The sequence below is a fragment of the Eubacterium sp. AM05-23 genome, from assembly GCF_003477535.1.
In the GTDB taxonomy this organism is placed as follows: domain Bacteria; phylum Bacillota; class Clostridia; order Eubacteriales; family Eubacteriaceae; genus Eubacterium; species Eubacterium maltosivorans.
Genome location: NZ_QUDF01000009.1, coordinates 17713 through 34237 on the forward strand (window position 1 = coordinate 17713; position 16525 = coordinate 34237).

Annotated in this window: 8 protein-coding genes; all 8 read right to left on the reverse strand. The window is 33.8% G+C overall.

What is annotated here, in order from left to right:
* Positions 1–27: 27 nt before the first annotated feature.
* Positions 28–687, reverse strand: a complete 660-nt coding sequence (locus tag DW091_RS13315) for a hypothetical protein (protein ID WP_118518392.1) — start codon at positions 685–687, stop codon at positions 28–30.
* Positions 684–3776, reverse strand: coding sequence for an ATP-binding protein (locus DW091_RS13320; protein ID WP_118518393.1), 3093 nt, complete (start codon positions 3774–3776; stop codon positions 684–686). Before DW091_RS13320 ends, DW091_RS13315 begins: the two co-directional genes overlap by 4 nt.
* 14 nt (positions 3777–3790) lie before the next feature.
* Positions 3791–4564 (reverse strand): hypothetical protein, encoded by a 774-nt coding sequence (locus DW091_RS13325; RefSeq protein WP_118518394.1) that lies wholly within the window; start codon positions 4562–4564, stop codon positions 3791–3793.
* Positions 4565–4575: 11 nt separating this feature from the next.
* Complete coding sequence (locus DW091_RS13330) at positions 4576–7047, reverse strand: DEAD/DEAH box helicase (protein WP_118518395.1); 2472 nt, start codon at positions 7045–7047, stop codon at positions 4576–4578.
* Positions 7040–10396 (reverse strand): SNF2-related protein, encoded by a 3357-nt coding sequence (locus DW091_RS13335; protein ID WP_118518396.1) that lies wholly within the window; start codon positions 10394–10396, stop codon positions 7040–7042. The genes DW091_RS13330 and DW091_RS13335 overlap by 8 nt, the downstream gene beginning before the upstream one ends.
* Positions 10397–10417: 21 nt before the next feature.
* Positions 10418–13081 carry a hypothetical protein gene (locus DW091_RS13340; RefSeq protein ID WP_118518397.1) on the reverse strand — a complete coding sequence of 888 codons (2664 nt, stop codon included), beginning with the start codon at positions 13079–13081 and terminating at the stop codon, positions 10418–10420.
* A gap of 2 nt (positions 13082–13083) precedes the next feature.
* Positions 13084–16194, reverse strand: coding sequence for a UvrD-helicase domain-containing protein (locus tag DW091_RS13345; RefSeq protein ID WP_118518398.1), 3111 nt, complete (start codon positions 16192–16194; stop codon positions 13084–13086).
* A 67-nt stretch (positions 16195–16261) separates the two neighbouring features.
* Positions 16262–16486, reverse strand: a complete 225-nt coding sequence (locus DW091_RS13350) for a helix-turn-helix transcriptional regulator (RefSeq protein ID WP_118518399.1) — start codon at positions 16484–16486, stop codon at positions 16262–16264.
* Between the last annotated feature and the right edge of the window lie 39 nt (positions 16487–16525).

Consider the following 16525-nt stretch of genomic DNA (forward strand, 5'->3'; position numbering starts at 1 on the left):
AAGGTGTCAATCTATTTCTCTAGCTTTCTACTTCAAAGAAACATACATCTTTCGCTGTAGATTTTCTTTCTTAATCCAATTCAAAATCTTATCATCAGCAGAGAAGATATCTTCCAGCGTCGCTTTTCCATTTCTTATTTTGCTTAAAAACGTTTTTATTTCTTCATCAAGTCCAAGGCTATCTATTAGTTTTTCGGCCTCATCAATAGCAGACTTCATGTCCTGAAGCTGATTTAGGTTATTATCCCAGGTTTTGGCGGCTTGAATTCTGGTTATACATGCTGATACCTTTTCCGGATTAATTCCTTGAATCACATTTAACGTTCCTAATGTAAATGCAGTCAACTGATCAAACTGTTTAGGCCACATTCTTTTTAACTCGGTTTGTAAACCCTTATAATTTTTATCAGCCGAATCAACCTTTTCCTTTTCAGCAACACCGTTTTCTATAGATTCCTCTAAAAGTGCAAGGGTACTCTCTGTATTAGAAATAAGCTCATCATCGGAATCAACATTCATGTTGTAATGCAAATATTCAATTGCATCTATCATTTTGTCTAATTGAACAAGCAGCAATCTGAATCTATTGTCCGTTGCATTTTGCTCATCTTGATTCTTTTGAATATTAATTTTTCTTTGCAGATCCTGCATGTCTTTTGTTGTTGTTGCTAATTCTTCAAAAATCATGCATTCACCATCCTTTCGAGTTTCTCTTTGTATTCCACTATATTCTTTTTCTCTTCAATATAGCGTTCATCCACTTCTGTTCCATCTAACCCTACCAAGCCAGATTTCTTGCTCATAATTTGATTCTTAGCTTTTAATACTTCATTTTCCAAACTATCAATGAACTCCAATAAAGGCTTAATAGTAGCTATAGGATCTCCTGAAAAAGCCATCAATATCGTCAATTGATCTTTTTCATCTAACACGCTTGCTATATCAGAAATAGCTTTAGCTAATGTCGGTAATTTTTTCTCACCTTCTAACCTACACTCTTTAACATTAATCTGCGTTTTGTTTGCTTCCTCAAAGAATTTTTTAGCACGTTCAACAAACTCTGTAAGCTCTTCCTCACCTACTTCATCGTCACCAAAAGCATCAAAAATCTTTTCAAGTTTTTCTCTTCCAAGTTCAAGCTCAGCCTTTGCAACGCTTTCCATTCTTTCTTCAATATCATTAAGAAAAACATAAGCATCTTTTCTTAATTTCACTTTATCATCACTCTGTTTTTCTTCTTCTGTTATTGTCAAATGATTTCTTTTAACTTTACTAAAAACTTTTGAAAGCAAAATTTGATCAAGTACTATAACTTTACTTCCACCACCCTGATCAATATTAAAATATGTACGAACAGTTTCTTGGTTATTCTTTGCAGCATTCTTCTGCTCCATAACACTTAGCAAACTATTCCACTCTTTGCTATGTGAATTCGAAGTATTCTTATTAGGTTTACTTGCAAGGAGTTCTTTAATGGTAAAGTTCTTTAATGTCTTCTCCCTGAATTCCCCTGTAAGAATCGTACGATACATCTCACCAGCAATTGCAGCCTCAATGTATTTAGTCTCAACTCCAGGCTTATATTCTTTAACTCTCGCAACAAGTTCCTTTTTTATTGATTCTGTCCATGTAGTAATCAAATATGCGTCAAAATCAGCGTCTGGATAATCCCAACTTTTGTTTCCGTACTCTTTCCATCTAATAAACGCAAGAATAATATTTATACTATTCCAATTTGCCGGTAGTACATACAATCCCTCGTTTTTAGTTTGGCCTTCTAAGGCAACAAAAAGCAAAGATGATTCTTTGACTTTTTTTGCATTATTAGTCGTAACGCCTTCGGCTTGCCAGTTGATCGCAGAGTACAGATAATCAGGAATCTCATCATAAATAGCAGAATGAACTGTTCCAGATGCACCTACTGTTGCAGAAATATCAATGCTATGTTCATTTGTCCACTTAGTCAACAACTTATTTGCTGCATCCAACTTCTTAATCTTCGCAACAGGAACGCTGACATCTGCAGTCTCAACCGGAGGGATTACCGGTTCCTCTGTTTGAGCATCTCCATCACTCTTTTTTTCAGCATGAACAGGTGCTTGTACCTTATCCATATTTAATGACGGAAAATTAAAATCATCAAAAGCATCTTTAGGGATTCCAGCAATAAATGTTCTACCATTCTCATCGTATTGATCCGGCTTTCCATTACCCCAAACGCTCATAAATTTTAAAACTCTATTTATCATTTTCTCATCACTAATTTGTGAATGAATTCTGAAGCTCAGAGTCTGATTTACGTTCACCACATCAATATCTACACTTGGGAAAGACTCTTTATTAAAGATTGCATCTCTAACCACAGGTTCAATAATATCTCTTATTATATATCGTGGAGTCTGATGTCCCTTTTGAAGCACATAATTATAAAAATAAAGTATACTTCTTCTAGTAAAGGGATAAATATTAATCTCTTTATTGTATCCTACATTAACAAATTCCCAATTCTTACCTTCTACAACATCATGTACTGGATAATCTTCGGGATTTGCATGTCCATTTACCCAATCAGCAATGCTCTCTTCATCCAAGGACATTGTATTAATATATCTAGCCACAAACTCATATAACCCGTCCTCATCCAATACATCACTTGGAATATAAATGTACTTGGTTATTCTATCCTTATGATTATCTTTAAAGTTGTTCTGCAGATAATTATTTGTTGTTCCAACTATTGAAGATATTCTACAAAGGTTTTCTCCATCTCTTTTACCAGTATGCTCTTCAATCAAAGCGTCTAACAATGCCGTATCCACACCAGTAAAAGAAGTTACATCTTCAATAAACAAGGTCAGCTTTTTATCAAGCCTATATAATTCCTTCCTTATATCTAAAAAAATCTGTTTAAAATCACCTGGCTCAATCCCAGCACACCTCTGAATAACCGCGCCAACGAACTGATTTAAATAACATGCAATTTCCTGTGCTTCATTTGGACCTTCTTCATCAGACATCAATTTCCTAGCCATCCTCTCAGCTTTGGGATCCGCACCAGCATTAGTTATATTGTTATATAGCTCTGAAGATACAATAAAATCATTTGTTTCAAACTGAGCAACTGTATCTCTATCTACAAGAGTATGTTCCGCAATTTTCGAATACATCCTCTCAACAGGCCCACTAGCCCCCATTAAATAATCATGTACGACTTCATTATTTAAGAAAGCTATTAACCTCTTTTTTCTTACTGTAGTCAGCTTAATATCTTGTTCATCTGAATCATTATTGATTTCAATAATGAAATTATGATAAATCATATCTTTAAGCTTATTTTCTTCTACAGACAGAGATGCCTTTACAAGTCTTTCATAAACCTCTTTATTAGAAATATCTTGTACTTCTGGCTTTTCTAAAAGCTGTCTTATCGTTCCCTTTAAAGTATTGTCACTTCGTCTAATAAATAAAATAACCTCATCCTTTGGCTTATTTTGCTCATATCTAGCTTCAAACCAACGTATAAGATGCGATTTTCCAGTTCCACTCTGCCCATATACAGCAATAAACTGATGCCTATCCTCTGGATTACTGATTAACTCCTTAAATAATTCTTCTTCTGTATATGATTTACCACCTGTAGGCGATAACTCAAACTTGTCTAAAACTTTAAGCTTTTTAACCGCTACGTGTGTAGCCAAGAAATCTCCTTCAGATGAAGTAATTGAGTCAGGGCGCGCAACATCTGAAATTCTTTCTTTAGCTATTTCAGCATTCATATTAATTACTCCTCCTAAAGTATCGTGATATTCGTAATAATCGAATCATTTGAGTACGCTTTCATCGGATATAGTGCCCAAATATCTTTCTGATCCAAAATATGTTCCATTTTCAAGAAGCCTGAATCCTGCAAGGCTCTTAATCCATTTGAAACACCATAATTAAACTTTTTGCTAGACGGATCTGAAATAATAATATTGGCTTTAGGAGATAAAATGTCTATAAATTCACTGATTGAATACATTTTATTCTTTTCAAAATTGGACTCTTTTATAATATCCTTTAAAAACACATTTGCATTTGGAATAACAAACATATCTTGCAAATATCCAAATCCTAAGAATGAAGCCCAAAAGCGCCATGCACGCATAGCCATCGCGTCTACCTGCAATCCTGTCATCTCCGAAAACATCGGACCTAAGTTAGCAATATTTTTGTCTTCTTTAAAAATATCGCTACCTTTCTCAAAAAAAGCGTTCGTTACTAAATAAAACTGTCCAGCATTAAATTTTTCCAACTGTTGGTTAATGTATGTCCTCATGTTGTCTGTGCTCTTTACAATTTTATCTTCTACTGCCAAGCTTACTAAATCATCCGATATTGAGATAAGTCCTAATTCTTCGGCCGCATTTCTATAGTCATTAAAATACGACGATTTATTTCCTAAAAAATCAGGCTCCATTTTTTCTTTTATCTCGGATGTTGTAACTGGACCTTTCTCAACAATTTTGCAAAGAGCATATACCCTTTCTGGTATTGCCGGAGTAACCATTTTTTCTTTAAACATCTTGTTCCTTTCTACACATAAAGAGTATCGCTTAATAAACTAGGACCATCCACCAACTCTGTAAAATTTTTCCCTAACTCTTCTAAATATGTGTTTTCTTTAATTATATGAATCACTCTTGTTTCACTTTTTCCGCATAGGTTATTTCTGACAGATAAATATTGCTTACCAATACTATCCCTACCTTTATCATAAATAACTGCAACTAAGCCAGATGTATAATAATAGCCACCAGCCTTTTGAATATTGAACAAATCACTTTGAGTTATAATCAAAACGTTTCTTCTTGAACTGATTCGAATAATATCTTCGTATTCTTCTTTCGTATCCGGTAAAACAAACGTTGTCACACCCTTGTTAGCAAGCTTATCTGCTAATTGTATTAAAGAATCATTATCACTTAATATCATCACTAATTCCGAAGCATCTCCAAAAGGTTGTCTTTGTTCATCTGATATTATCCTTAGAGGCTCTACTACACGATTCTTTAGCGGGAACTTGTTAACATCTCCTATGATTGCATTAGTATGTGCATTACAACCAGCGCAATACTCATACACTTTTGAATATGTATCATAGAATAACTCAGAAATACAATCTTTACAGTTAGCCCTAACCGCACTCGATATAGCATTATATGAAGAGTTGTAAAAACCCCACTCCTCTTCTCTATATTGCTCTATTAGTTCTATTAACTCATCGTTAATAACCATGAGCCTATCATCAATCACCTCTATCAAGATTACATAATGATCAATATCCTTTTTTACTTCTAGCATTTTTATTAAATTAAATCTGCGAAGGAATAAAAGGACATAAACATTCCAATTCATATCTGCATCACTTGTAGGCGAATCATCAAATTCATCAACATCTGCATAGTTTGGTTTTATTGAAGTGTCTATAAAAACCCTATTGTTTGATATGCGTTGAGATTTTGGATTATTATACAAACTATCCCATCTTCCAATTATTTTCTCAGGCGTCAGCACCCTTTTTTTGATACGATCACGTCCGATAGTTGTATCCTCTGGCTGCAGACACATTACGCTCAAGCATGGTAATCTATCTCTTCCTCCTCTACCTAATTCTTGATAATAGGTATTTGCATTTTGAGGAATATATGTATGTACAACAGTTCGTACATCACTCTTATCTACACCTACGCCAAACGCTGATGTTGCTATCATTATCTCATAGTCATCGTCTACCCATTTTTCTATAAGACTTTTTCTCTGAGTACCACCAGTTAACCCTGTAAAAGTTCTTGTATTTTTAACTCCATTAGAAGCAAGCATCTGTTTAATCTGATCTGCTTCAATAGGACGAGCTACATAAATGATCATTGGATGAAGCAGTTTTCTTACAAGTTCTAATATATTCTTCTGCTTTTCAGAGTAACTTTTTGCCCTTATAACGGTATATCTCGGCTCATGTCTTAGTGCATCGCATCTTATCTCGATCCATTTTTCATTAACTTCAAAGAAATTTCTTAAAGTTGCAACACAACGGTCTTCAAAAGTCGCAGATAAAAGAATAGTTCTCAATGATGGATTGGTTAATAGCAGCATATTTCTCCATGATTCTAAACACTGATAATCTACTCTAAAAGATGCCCCCCAATCCACTACAATATGAGCTTCATCAATTACTATATTTTTTAAATACCTACATTTGTTAGCTTCTTTAATAACCTCAGCAAACCCTGGATTTTCCAGTAACGCCTCCGGCGAAATAAAAAGAACCTTTGCTTTCTGTTCTTTTATTGCTTTAAAAATAGGTCCTGCCTTGACACCACTTGAATAAGAGAAAATCTCCTCTTCATTATCTGCTTTCTTAATTACTTTCTTAGTTACACGTTCTTGATCTATTGCCAACGATATTGTTGGTACAATAACAATAGTAAGGCCATCCTTTTGATATGATATTGTCTGTGTTACTAAGCTCTTACCTCCACCTGTTGGAAGAGAAACCAATGCCGTATATCCTTCGGGAGCATTTAATGCACCATAAACCGCCAACTTTTGAGCCATTGATTTAAAGTGTGAATAGCTGGTTAAGGAATATATTAAAGGATCAGTTAGCAAATCATTTCTTTTTACAAATTCAATAGCTTCAGTTTCTTTTACAAATGTATCGCTTACAAATTTTTCATTAACATACTTTGGCAATTGCATACTTGCAAAAAACTTGCCCTCAACAGCATCGTAATCAATTCCATATTTGATAGTTTCTTTAATTGGCTTTCCTTTGTACTCTTGTGCCACATCAAACGTGATCATGTAGTCTCTAAATGCAATCAAAAAATCACCCAGATACTCATCATTTGATAGAAACAATCTGTACGCTTTCAGTAGTCTTTTAACTGTATGATAGTGAAATAATTCTGCAGCGTTTAGATTTTCAATCTCCAAATTGAGTACAGTCTTATCATCTTCATTGAAGAAAGACGTAACATACTCAACCAGTTTTCCCTTAATCATTGTCTTCTCCAACCATAATTACAAAAGCAGCTGATTCCAATCTAATTCTTGGTCTCTTCATAGCTTCCAGTATTACGTCTTGTGTCTTCTTTAATTTATTAATACCGTCATCATCAATGCCGTAATAATCTCGATTAGCAACCCTCGCAGATAAATTACGCTCCATCTCCTCGCGAGCGCCGCGAATGTTAGATTTTTTCTTGAACACCTCTATAGCCTTTTCATAAGACTCTTTTCTTGCATCCAGAACAGATTCACTCCAATTTTCTCCTCCGTATTTTGAAATAAACCAGTCTATATTTCGCCCCTCAATTTCCTCTTTAAGATAACCAGCCTCACGAGATCTTTTACCAAGATGTATCGTTCTGGACTTTATGAATCCGGCATTTACTATTCCTCTGTATTCCCTGATAATAGTTTCATCATCCAAAGCATCTTCATTGCTTAATGATACTGGACACGTTACTTGTTCAGATAACAAATAGTTACGATATGGACTCATAGCATATATAGATACACCATTATCCATTATGTATACATTATTTGGTTCAATTGCCCATGTAAAAATAAAGCCAGTCCAAGTAATGTTACTCTTTACCGCAAAAGCACTACAGCACCCTTTACAAGAATTAATTGCATTATCTACTATGCAATCAAATACTTCATCTCCAGGTGCGAAAAAGTGTAAGTAATCATTTTCAATAGCTAGTTTTCGAGAAAATGTTCCCTTAATTGAACGATCTGAAGATTTCCTTTCCATCTTCTTATCAAACGCTTCCTGTACCTGAAGCAAGAACTTATTCTGATTCGAATTTAAATAATCATTCCACTTTGGCGGAATAAGCTGAGAATTAATTGCAGATTTTGGTGAGAAAGAAGTAGCCGAATATGTTATTTCTCCCTTTTTGTTCTTATGTCCATGAAAACCTGCTAAACTAGCCCAATTTGACATAGTTGTAGCAAACAACTCATTCTCATTTTCTGCATAATATTCAATCAATCTACGCAATTCAGCATACATTGGTCTGTATATAAATCCAGCTGCATCAAAATTTTGTTCTTTACGTATATCACCACGCATTTTGTTAGCAAGCTCTATAATCGCAGGTATTCTCTCTAATAAGCCATATTTAAAATCTGAAGAAATTGCCGATACTATTTCGTTATTAATATCGCGCATGATTATTTCCATTCCGCTCAACGACTGATTAAAAATCTGTAATCCATCTTTAAAGAACTTAAAAAGGGCCTCTTCAAAAGTATTAAGAGTATGAACCACAACGGAATACACCATCGGTCTAGCCATATCTCTCTCTAAACGATCTAAGCGGCCAATTCTCTGTTCAATAGCACTTGCATCCCATGGCAAATCAATATGAACTATATAATCCGCACATTGAAAGTTTCTACCTTCACCACCGGTATAATCGCAAAGCAAAATTCTACATTCTTCCTGTGATTGGAATCTATATGCATTCAATTCAGCCTCTTCGATTTGCATATTTGCCCCAAAAAAGCTAACCTCTTCCTCAGGAAACGCTTTTGCCAAAGCGCTTTTATATGCTTCAAATGTTTCTTCATAGTTTGTAAATAATACAACTTTTTTATCATAATATTCATCAAAAAGCGCGTTTAAAACCACTACTAAACGTGAAGCATAGCACTCATAATAAGAATCTGGATCATCCAATATTTCAACTATATGATCAATGTTATATTGTTCGCTCTCAATCCAGTTTTCAATCTTATCCTTTATCTCTTCCAGCCCAAAGTTTTTAATACGTGTTTCAAATGCCCAAGGGGAACTAAAAAAAGCAGACAAAAGAGGTTTTATATCAGATTCAACCTCTAAACTACCTTCTTCTAATCCAGTCATTATCCATTTTGCTAAGCCTTCATAGATTAAATGCTCATATACATTTCGATCTGTATTCGCATCATATGTTAGTTCTACCAAATCTCGTGATGCCATTATTCGTTCATCTGAATCATTAGACTCAAGAATTTTTCTTCTGTTTCGAATAATATTACTTTCAATTTGATAATTACCACAAATGTAAGAAATAACGACCTTTATTGCATAGACTCCCAAATCCTCTGAATCTACATCAATTTCTTCAAGTAATTCCGTAAGCTTCTGGTCATCAATTTCTTCGCAAATTTCTTCTAAATCAGACTGTATTTCTTCGACCAAATCGACACAATCCTCTGATTCATGAGGATCATCACCATCCTTCTCTACGTCCTGAATGGTTTCTTCTAGATCACTCAAATCATCTAAAATCAGTGCAGTTTTTTGGATAATTTTGCTTTGCTTTCCTATTAATTCGCTAAATTCATCCACAGTATATTTATCATACTTTTGAGGCAATAAAAGGCGTAATAAATCTAAATACTCCTCCTTTTTTTGCTGAACCGGTGTTGCACTAAGTAATAAAAGGTTCTTAGTACTCTCACTTAGAGTATGCAGTGTTTTATACTCTCTCTCAGAAAATAAAAACTTATGCACTTCATCTACTATTATAAAATCCCAAGATATATCCAAATCTTCACTAGATATATCATCTATGCACTTTACTGATAGCAAATTATTGTTTGCATCATATCCTTCAGGTATATTAAATTTTAATAAAAGTTCAGATTTCCACTGTTCCTTAAGGGCTGTTGGGACAACTACTAATGCTTTAGCATTACTCTTATTTAAAGAAAATATCTTGTAAACAGAAATCGCTTCTACAGTTTTTCCCATTCCAACCTCATCTGCGAGCATATATCTACAAGGACTTTCCTGTAAGCATCGCATGATAGAGTTTACCTGATGTGGCATTAGATATATTTTGGAACCAGCAAGCTCTTTAAAACCATAAATCGAGTTTTCCAAAATATTCATACTCTTAGAAACGACAGCTCTTCCTAAATACCAGCATGGATTCTGAAATTCATATCTTCCAAGCTGAGTGCAGGGATCAATATGTCCATTATTAAACAATGCAATTACTTCCTTTTCACAAACCTTAACTACCTGCTTATTGTTCTGATTTTGAATATAATAGTAGTAATAGCCATCTTTAGCCTTTTGAGAAGAAAGAACCTTACATCTTTCACGGTTATAAACAACTATTGATTCTATAAAGAAATTACATCTATCAACATTCCCTTGCAGTAATTCGATGATTCCCTTTGGCAAGTCTTCAAAAAACAGCAAATAGCCAAATGGATCGTGAATCTTAACTACAACAGTCTTTTTGAATTCGTCCACTTTCGTAATTTGACCGCATATAAAAACCCTTGGTTCCGCCATATTCTCTTTATCAGCTGGACATCTTACATACATCCCTGCACTTAACATAGACAGTTCTCCTAAATACAATTAATCTATCTGAGCATAGTACGAAATACATATTTCTCTGTTACTACAATACTGACACCACACATCAGTACTACTGCTAAAGGTGTCATCAATAAGTTTCTCCGTTGAAAGTTCCTCTTCAATCTTATTTGGTGAAACATCAATAAATTTGTCCTTTAATACGTCCCTATTAAACTTTCTAGGATTCTTTAACTGTTTATATATAAACAGTTCTCTTATCATCATAAATTTCCTATCCTCATCAGATAAAATAGGATATTTACTTACATTCCCCAAACGATTCTTAACATTATTAACAATGTCTATTCGATTCACATTTAAAGCAAATGGGAAATATTTTTTTAATTCGTCATATATCTCATTTATTTTTTCAACTAATATAAGATCACTTCCTGGGAGCCCTTGCATGCTTACTTTTAGCTCATTTTCGACCCATATTTCCAGATATTTAGCGAGCAAAAATTCATTCTTATAAACTGTATTGCCCTCTGTTAGTGTTTCAAGTAAGAAACGTCTTTTACAGATCTTATATCTATAATAATCATATGACGAATAAGTTCCTGTTGACGCATTTATAAACTGTATATCTGAAACATCTTCTAACTTTCTCTTTATAATACGATCAACATTTCTTTTCTTCTCAATCCCAAGTATTTTTAACAAATAATATGGTTCACGTTCTAAATCACCATCTCTTTTTACATAGCTAAGTTTATACTTTCCTCTATTAAACTCTAAGCCATATACAAGAGCATATCTCTTAAAGTTTTTATACTCTTTTCTGGCTTTTACAAAAACCTGATACTTCCAGTCCACCGGATTCTGCGCTACTTCAAAAAAGTCCGCATTTAACGGCCATGAAAACTCACGGGTTTTAGTAGAATCAATATCTTCATCCGTCAAACATGCAAAATGCATGATTTGATTACTATTCTTTGCTGTTCTTAATACATCACCATCTATCTGTTCGTAATTCCTTACAATCCAATTTGCACTTTTCCCTGGCTTTGTTTCCTGAACAAGATACAGCGACATAGTTGACTTCAAACATTCAAAAGATGCAGATGCGTCTATATTATCTACTTGATCTAATCTAGACAGCACTCGATTAATGATATCCGCAAATTCATTGCCAAGCTCCCTATCGTCTAATATTTCTTCTTGTAAATACTGTTTTAGCTTCTTATAGAAGTTCCTAAAATTGTTAGGGCGCTTTTCAAAGTCTTCATAGAAAAATGAAGCTAGTTCTTCTAAATCGTTCAGTGCTTGCTCTAACTCTTTTACCTCTTCACTATTAGCAGCATAGTACGAGATATGTGAAATGTACTCTAACCTTTTTTCATCAGATATAAACTTTTTATTCTTTTTAACCTTTTTTATTCTTGAAAGAATCTCATCAACAGACAAGCAGCCAACAAAAAGGCTCTCCATTTTTCCAAATGTAGAAACTAATCTTCCTGGCTCTTTTTCTTCCAAAATACCAGCGCCCAAGCATTCTTTTATATCATTTATATCAGAAATCAGTATCTCATTCGTTTCTGAATCCCACATATTAGCTACGGCAATAAAGAAATGCCCGAGTGGATAATTCAAAAACTGTCGTTCACCAAATTGTTCTGGAAAATATATTTTCAAAATATCATTAGCAGAACTATCAGCAGCATAAATCTGTTCGGTCATAGCTGACATAGGATGCTCTGAATCCTTTTGTTCTGCCTCCTCAAATATTTTTGCAACATATCCAGCAAATTCAATCATATTATCAAACTCAATGATTTCATATGGCTTATCTACAGTAATATCCTCTTTTCTACCTTCTAAAAGTTTCCCCATGTTTTGGGCAAGCATATTACCTTCGTAACTAATTGCAGACATATCTGTAGGATGATATTCACTTCCTTTATAATCGATCATCTTACAATCAAATGATGAATAAATATCTATCCATGTCTGATAAATATTTTTGTACTGCTCTTGGTAGTTAAATAGGAGAATTACTTTTTTGTATTTTGCAATTTCTTCTATCGTCCTTAGCATTAATGGAGAAAACTGATGAACTCCATGTATTACGATGTGATCCAAGTTTTTTATCTCTGTATTGTCAGGACCGTTACTAGGTTTTTCTTTTGCATTTTGCAAAGCCCGCAATATTGACTCATCAATTTCTTGCTCAGTAAAATCTTCCTTCAACTCGAAATCTTTACTTTTAGCAGAGTTGATAATCTCATTAAAAATGTAAACAATAAATTTCTGTTCAGGCGAAAGATACTTTTCCACAATATTATTAGGATTCATTCTTAATTCAAACATTGTCCTAATACTATTAAAGACTTCATCTCTATTAAACAAAAACGACTTCTTAATATTTTCTAACTCATTTTCATTAAGACCGCTTTTAATTGATGCCGTACTGATAATATTATCTATATCTGCATGCTGCTTTACTGCGCATGCAGTTCCGGTCCAATATTCGTATACTGCATCAGTAAGATTTTTTACAGTTGTCACTCGTCCAATCTGAAAATCTTTTCCATATAGCGTCTTTAAGCCATTAACTAAGGTCTGTGACACACAAAAATACGGACAATTCACTATTCCATTCCATAGCTCTTTATTATCTTTCAAGCCATATGAATTATGGTATGAATATATAACTATCGACATAATTATCCCTCCAATAGTGTTGCCCAACTAATACTTGGTGAACTATCAATATTATTTATCCAAATACAATTCCTTATAGTTCTAGTTAATGCAACATAAAGTATTCTAGCTTCTTCTGCAATTTGCTCATCAATTTCAGTGACTTCGTTATAATTTGAGTTTCGCTCTCTAATACTATTTTCGAACAATACCGTATAGGCCAACTTACTGTCATTATAACTAGCTTCAAGCTTAACCTTCTTTGTATCACTTATATCTTCATACGTGTATGGCAAAATTACAGTTCCATATTCGAGTCCCTTTGACTTGTGAACCGTTGTGCAAATAATATGCACTCCATTCTCTTCAGCCTCTAATGTTCTTGCTAACTGCTTCTGACCAGTAAGTATATTTATTCCCAAATAAACCATTATTTGATTTAAGGTCAAAGCATCAATTCTCGAAAACTTAATCATTCTTTCCAGCAAGTAATCATAATTTGCAATATATAATCTTTGTCTATCCTTAACAACGCTATAGTTTTCCCACGGCTGCAATTCATCAAAGATCTTTTTCAACACAAATAAAATTGGTTGCGAGTAAACCTTTTCTAATAACTCATGCCATGTAATACCCATTCTCTTCATAAAGAATTGATCCAAAACACCTATTAGTTCAGTAAGCTTATCTTCTTCAGATAGAACCTTCATTCTTTGATAATCTAGTTTGAGATTGATGTAGTTAGACTCAATCAAGTTGACCAAATAAACTATGTTCGTATTATGACTTAACGCTAATACAAGTTTATAAAGGTCTAGTGTTGATGCTAACTGATACAAATCTCCGCCTGTACTTATTTCAATATTAATGCCCTTCTTTGCAGCCGCTTTAACGATATTATCTACCTGCCAATTGCTTCGCACTAATACTGCTATTGTTCGCTCCTCTTTACTAAGCTCTTTTTCCTTACATAATTCTTCTATCTTACTTTTTTCTTCTAAAATCGTATCATTTAAAAGTTCTAATAGATTATCATTATCCTTTCCATGACATGGTAATTCTGTAAAAAGATCATTTTCGTCTCTATCAGTTTTTACGTCACTAATTAGCTGATCATCTTCCCTTTTGTATGGAAGTATTCCATCTGCTCCCATGCCTTCAAAAACAGAATCAAATAAATCCAGCAATCTACCATCTGTTCGATAGTTTCTATTCAACCGATAATGACTCCAATCCGCCTCTTTTCCATTTTGTAGTTTCTGAAAGGCATTCAGTTTAGCTCCTCTAAATCTATAAATACTTTGCTTTAGATCACCAACTACGAACAAACGGCAATCTGCATTAATGCATTTCTGCAATTTTTGAAAAACTTCAATCTGCACATCATCAGTATCTTGAAATTCATCGATAAATAAAAATTTAATCCTTAGATCTTCTAATTTTTCACATCCATTAGACAAAATTTTATCTAGTTCTATTAGACATTCTCTAAGATCAATATCATTACTATTTCGCATCATTTCCGTATAAATAGCTTCAGCCGGAAACATTACTTCAACCAACAACTCATTAAAATACGGGATATTATTTTCAACTACAGTCCCCATTTCTGCCGGTTTTATATTTTCAAGATTAATACTCTTATCAAATAGACGATCTGCAATACTCATCAACTTCTTTTTTAAATCATAAATAGGAATAGGAAGCTCATTAGCAAAATTAGAGTTTTCCTTTTCCATTTTCTCAAGGTATTCGCTAAGAAACAGGTCATATGCTTTTCCACGCTCATATTCATTTGATGATATTCTAAAGTTCGTTCCTAATCCCGTATATAATGACTCACCTCGCAAAATTCCTATTGCGAATTTGTGAATAGTTGAAATATATGCACGGTCTATATCTTCAACATATTTTAAATATCGTTCGTACCCAGTAAGCACAAAATAGTTCACAAACATCTGCTTTAATCTCTTTTTCATATTGATAGCAGCATCATTTGTAAATGTGACCATAGCAATTTCATCAGCAATATTCATCACAGGTTCGTCTTGCTTGTTACAGAGAAAAGCTATTCTAGACACCATAGAATATGTTTTTCCTGTTCCAGCTCCGGCTTCAACCAAAATATCTCTTTCAGTAGTTGCATGTTCAACATCATATTGTTGAATATTAAAAGATGAATGGTTTGATAGCTTACCTAAAATATTGTGCTGTTCTATATCACAGTTGCCATCTACAATAACCATATCTTTTGTAACAAGCGATTTGAGATCATTAATGTAATACAAAGAAAAATTAAAAGCAGAAAAAGTATCTGTATACTTTGTAATTGTAATGCCTTCTTCATATCCCACCTTTAAATTGTTCTTTTTATATTCCACATTATGTAGTTTGAAAGATTCATTTAATTTCTTCAAAAATGTCGTAAAGTCAGTCTGTTCACTAACAAAAACAATCTGTTTAACACCGTTGAAATACTCGCTTATTACATTTTCATATTGTTCTTCACCAAGTCCAGTTGTAAAAATCGATACCTTTGAATATGCCTTTTCTCTGTTGTCCTCTGTACTCACCTTAAAATCTGGTTCTAAATGCTTGCGAATACGCACCATTAAGTCATATGAAAAATCAGCATGCGGAATAAACTTGTTTAAAGAAAACAAGCGTTGGATTTTTTCATTCAGAAGTTTTCCATCTTCAATATCTTCTTTAAAAATTGTATACTCCGGTTCAGAAACGATATCTAAATGGATTCTCTTATATTGCTCTTCTGTAATGAATGGATAGCAAACCATATCTAATACAAGTGGGCTAACATTATATCTTTCAACTATCTTATTTAAAATCGCAAATCTATATGCTCGTGCCTGCTTTTTAGGTGATGTTTGAGGCTCATCATAACCATCAACAACAATGTTATCTACACCTTTTACATCTACCTTGTCTGGATCCCAGCCCTTTACCTCGATAATAAGAACACCTAGATTTTCTGCCAAAATGCAATAATCGTATTCCCGTCCATTTACCTCTCTCTGATTATATACAACATTATCTCCTGGCAGATTTGCAGAAAGACTGTCCCATACTTTTCCTTCTCCCTTCCAAGAAGGTTTATTGTCAATCATTTTTGCCATTGTTATCTATCCTCCCTGCATCTACCATATGTCACTAAAACTCTTTTTACCGTTGCCATAATATCCCCTACTTCTCTTTAGTCTCATTTTTTTCATAATGAATCAAATCACCAAAATCACAATCCAATTCCGAACATATTTTTTCTAATACGCTCATAGATACGAACTCACCTCGACTCATCTTCGCAAGTGTACTACTGCTAATTTTGATGTTCTCATTTTCAACAAGATCCATCTTTTTCATATTCTTGTCGATTAACATTTTCCATAATCCATTATAAGATATAGCCATATAGTTCCTTTCTTATGGGGATTACCCATACTGGTGAAA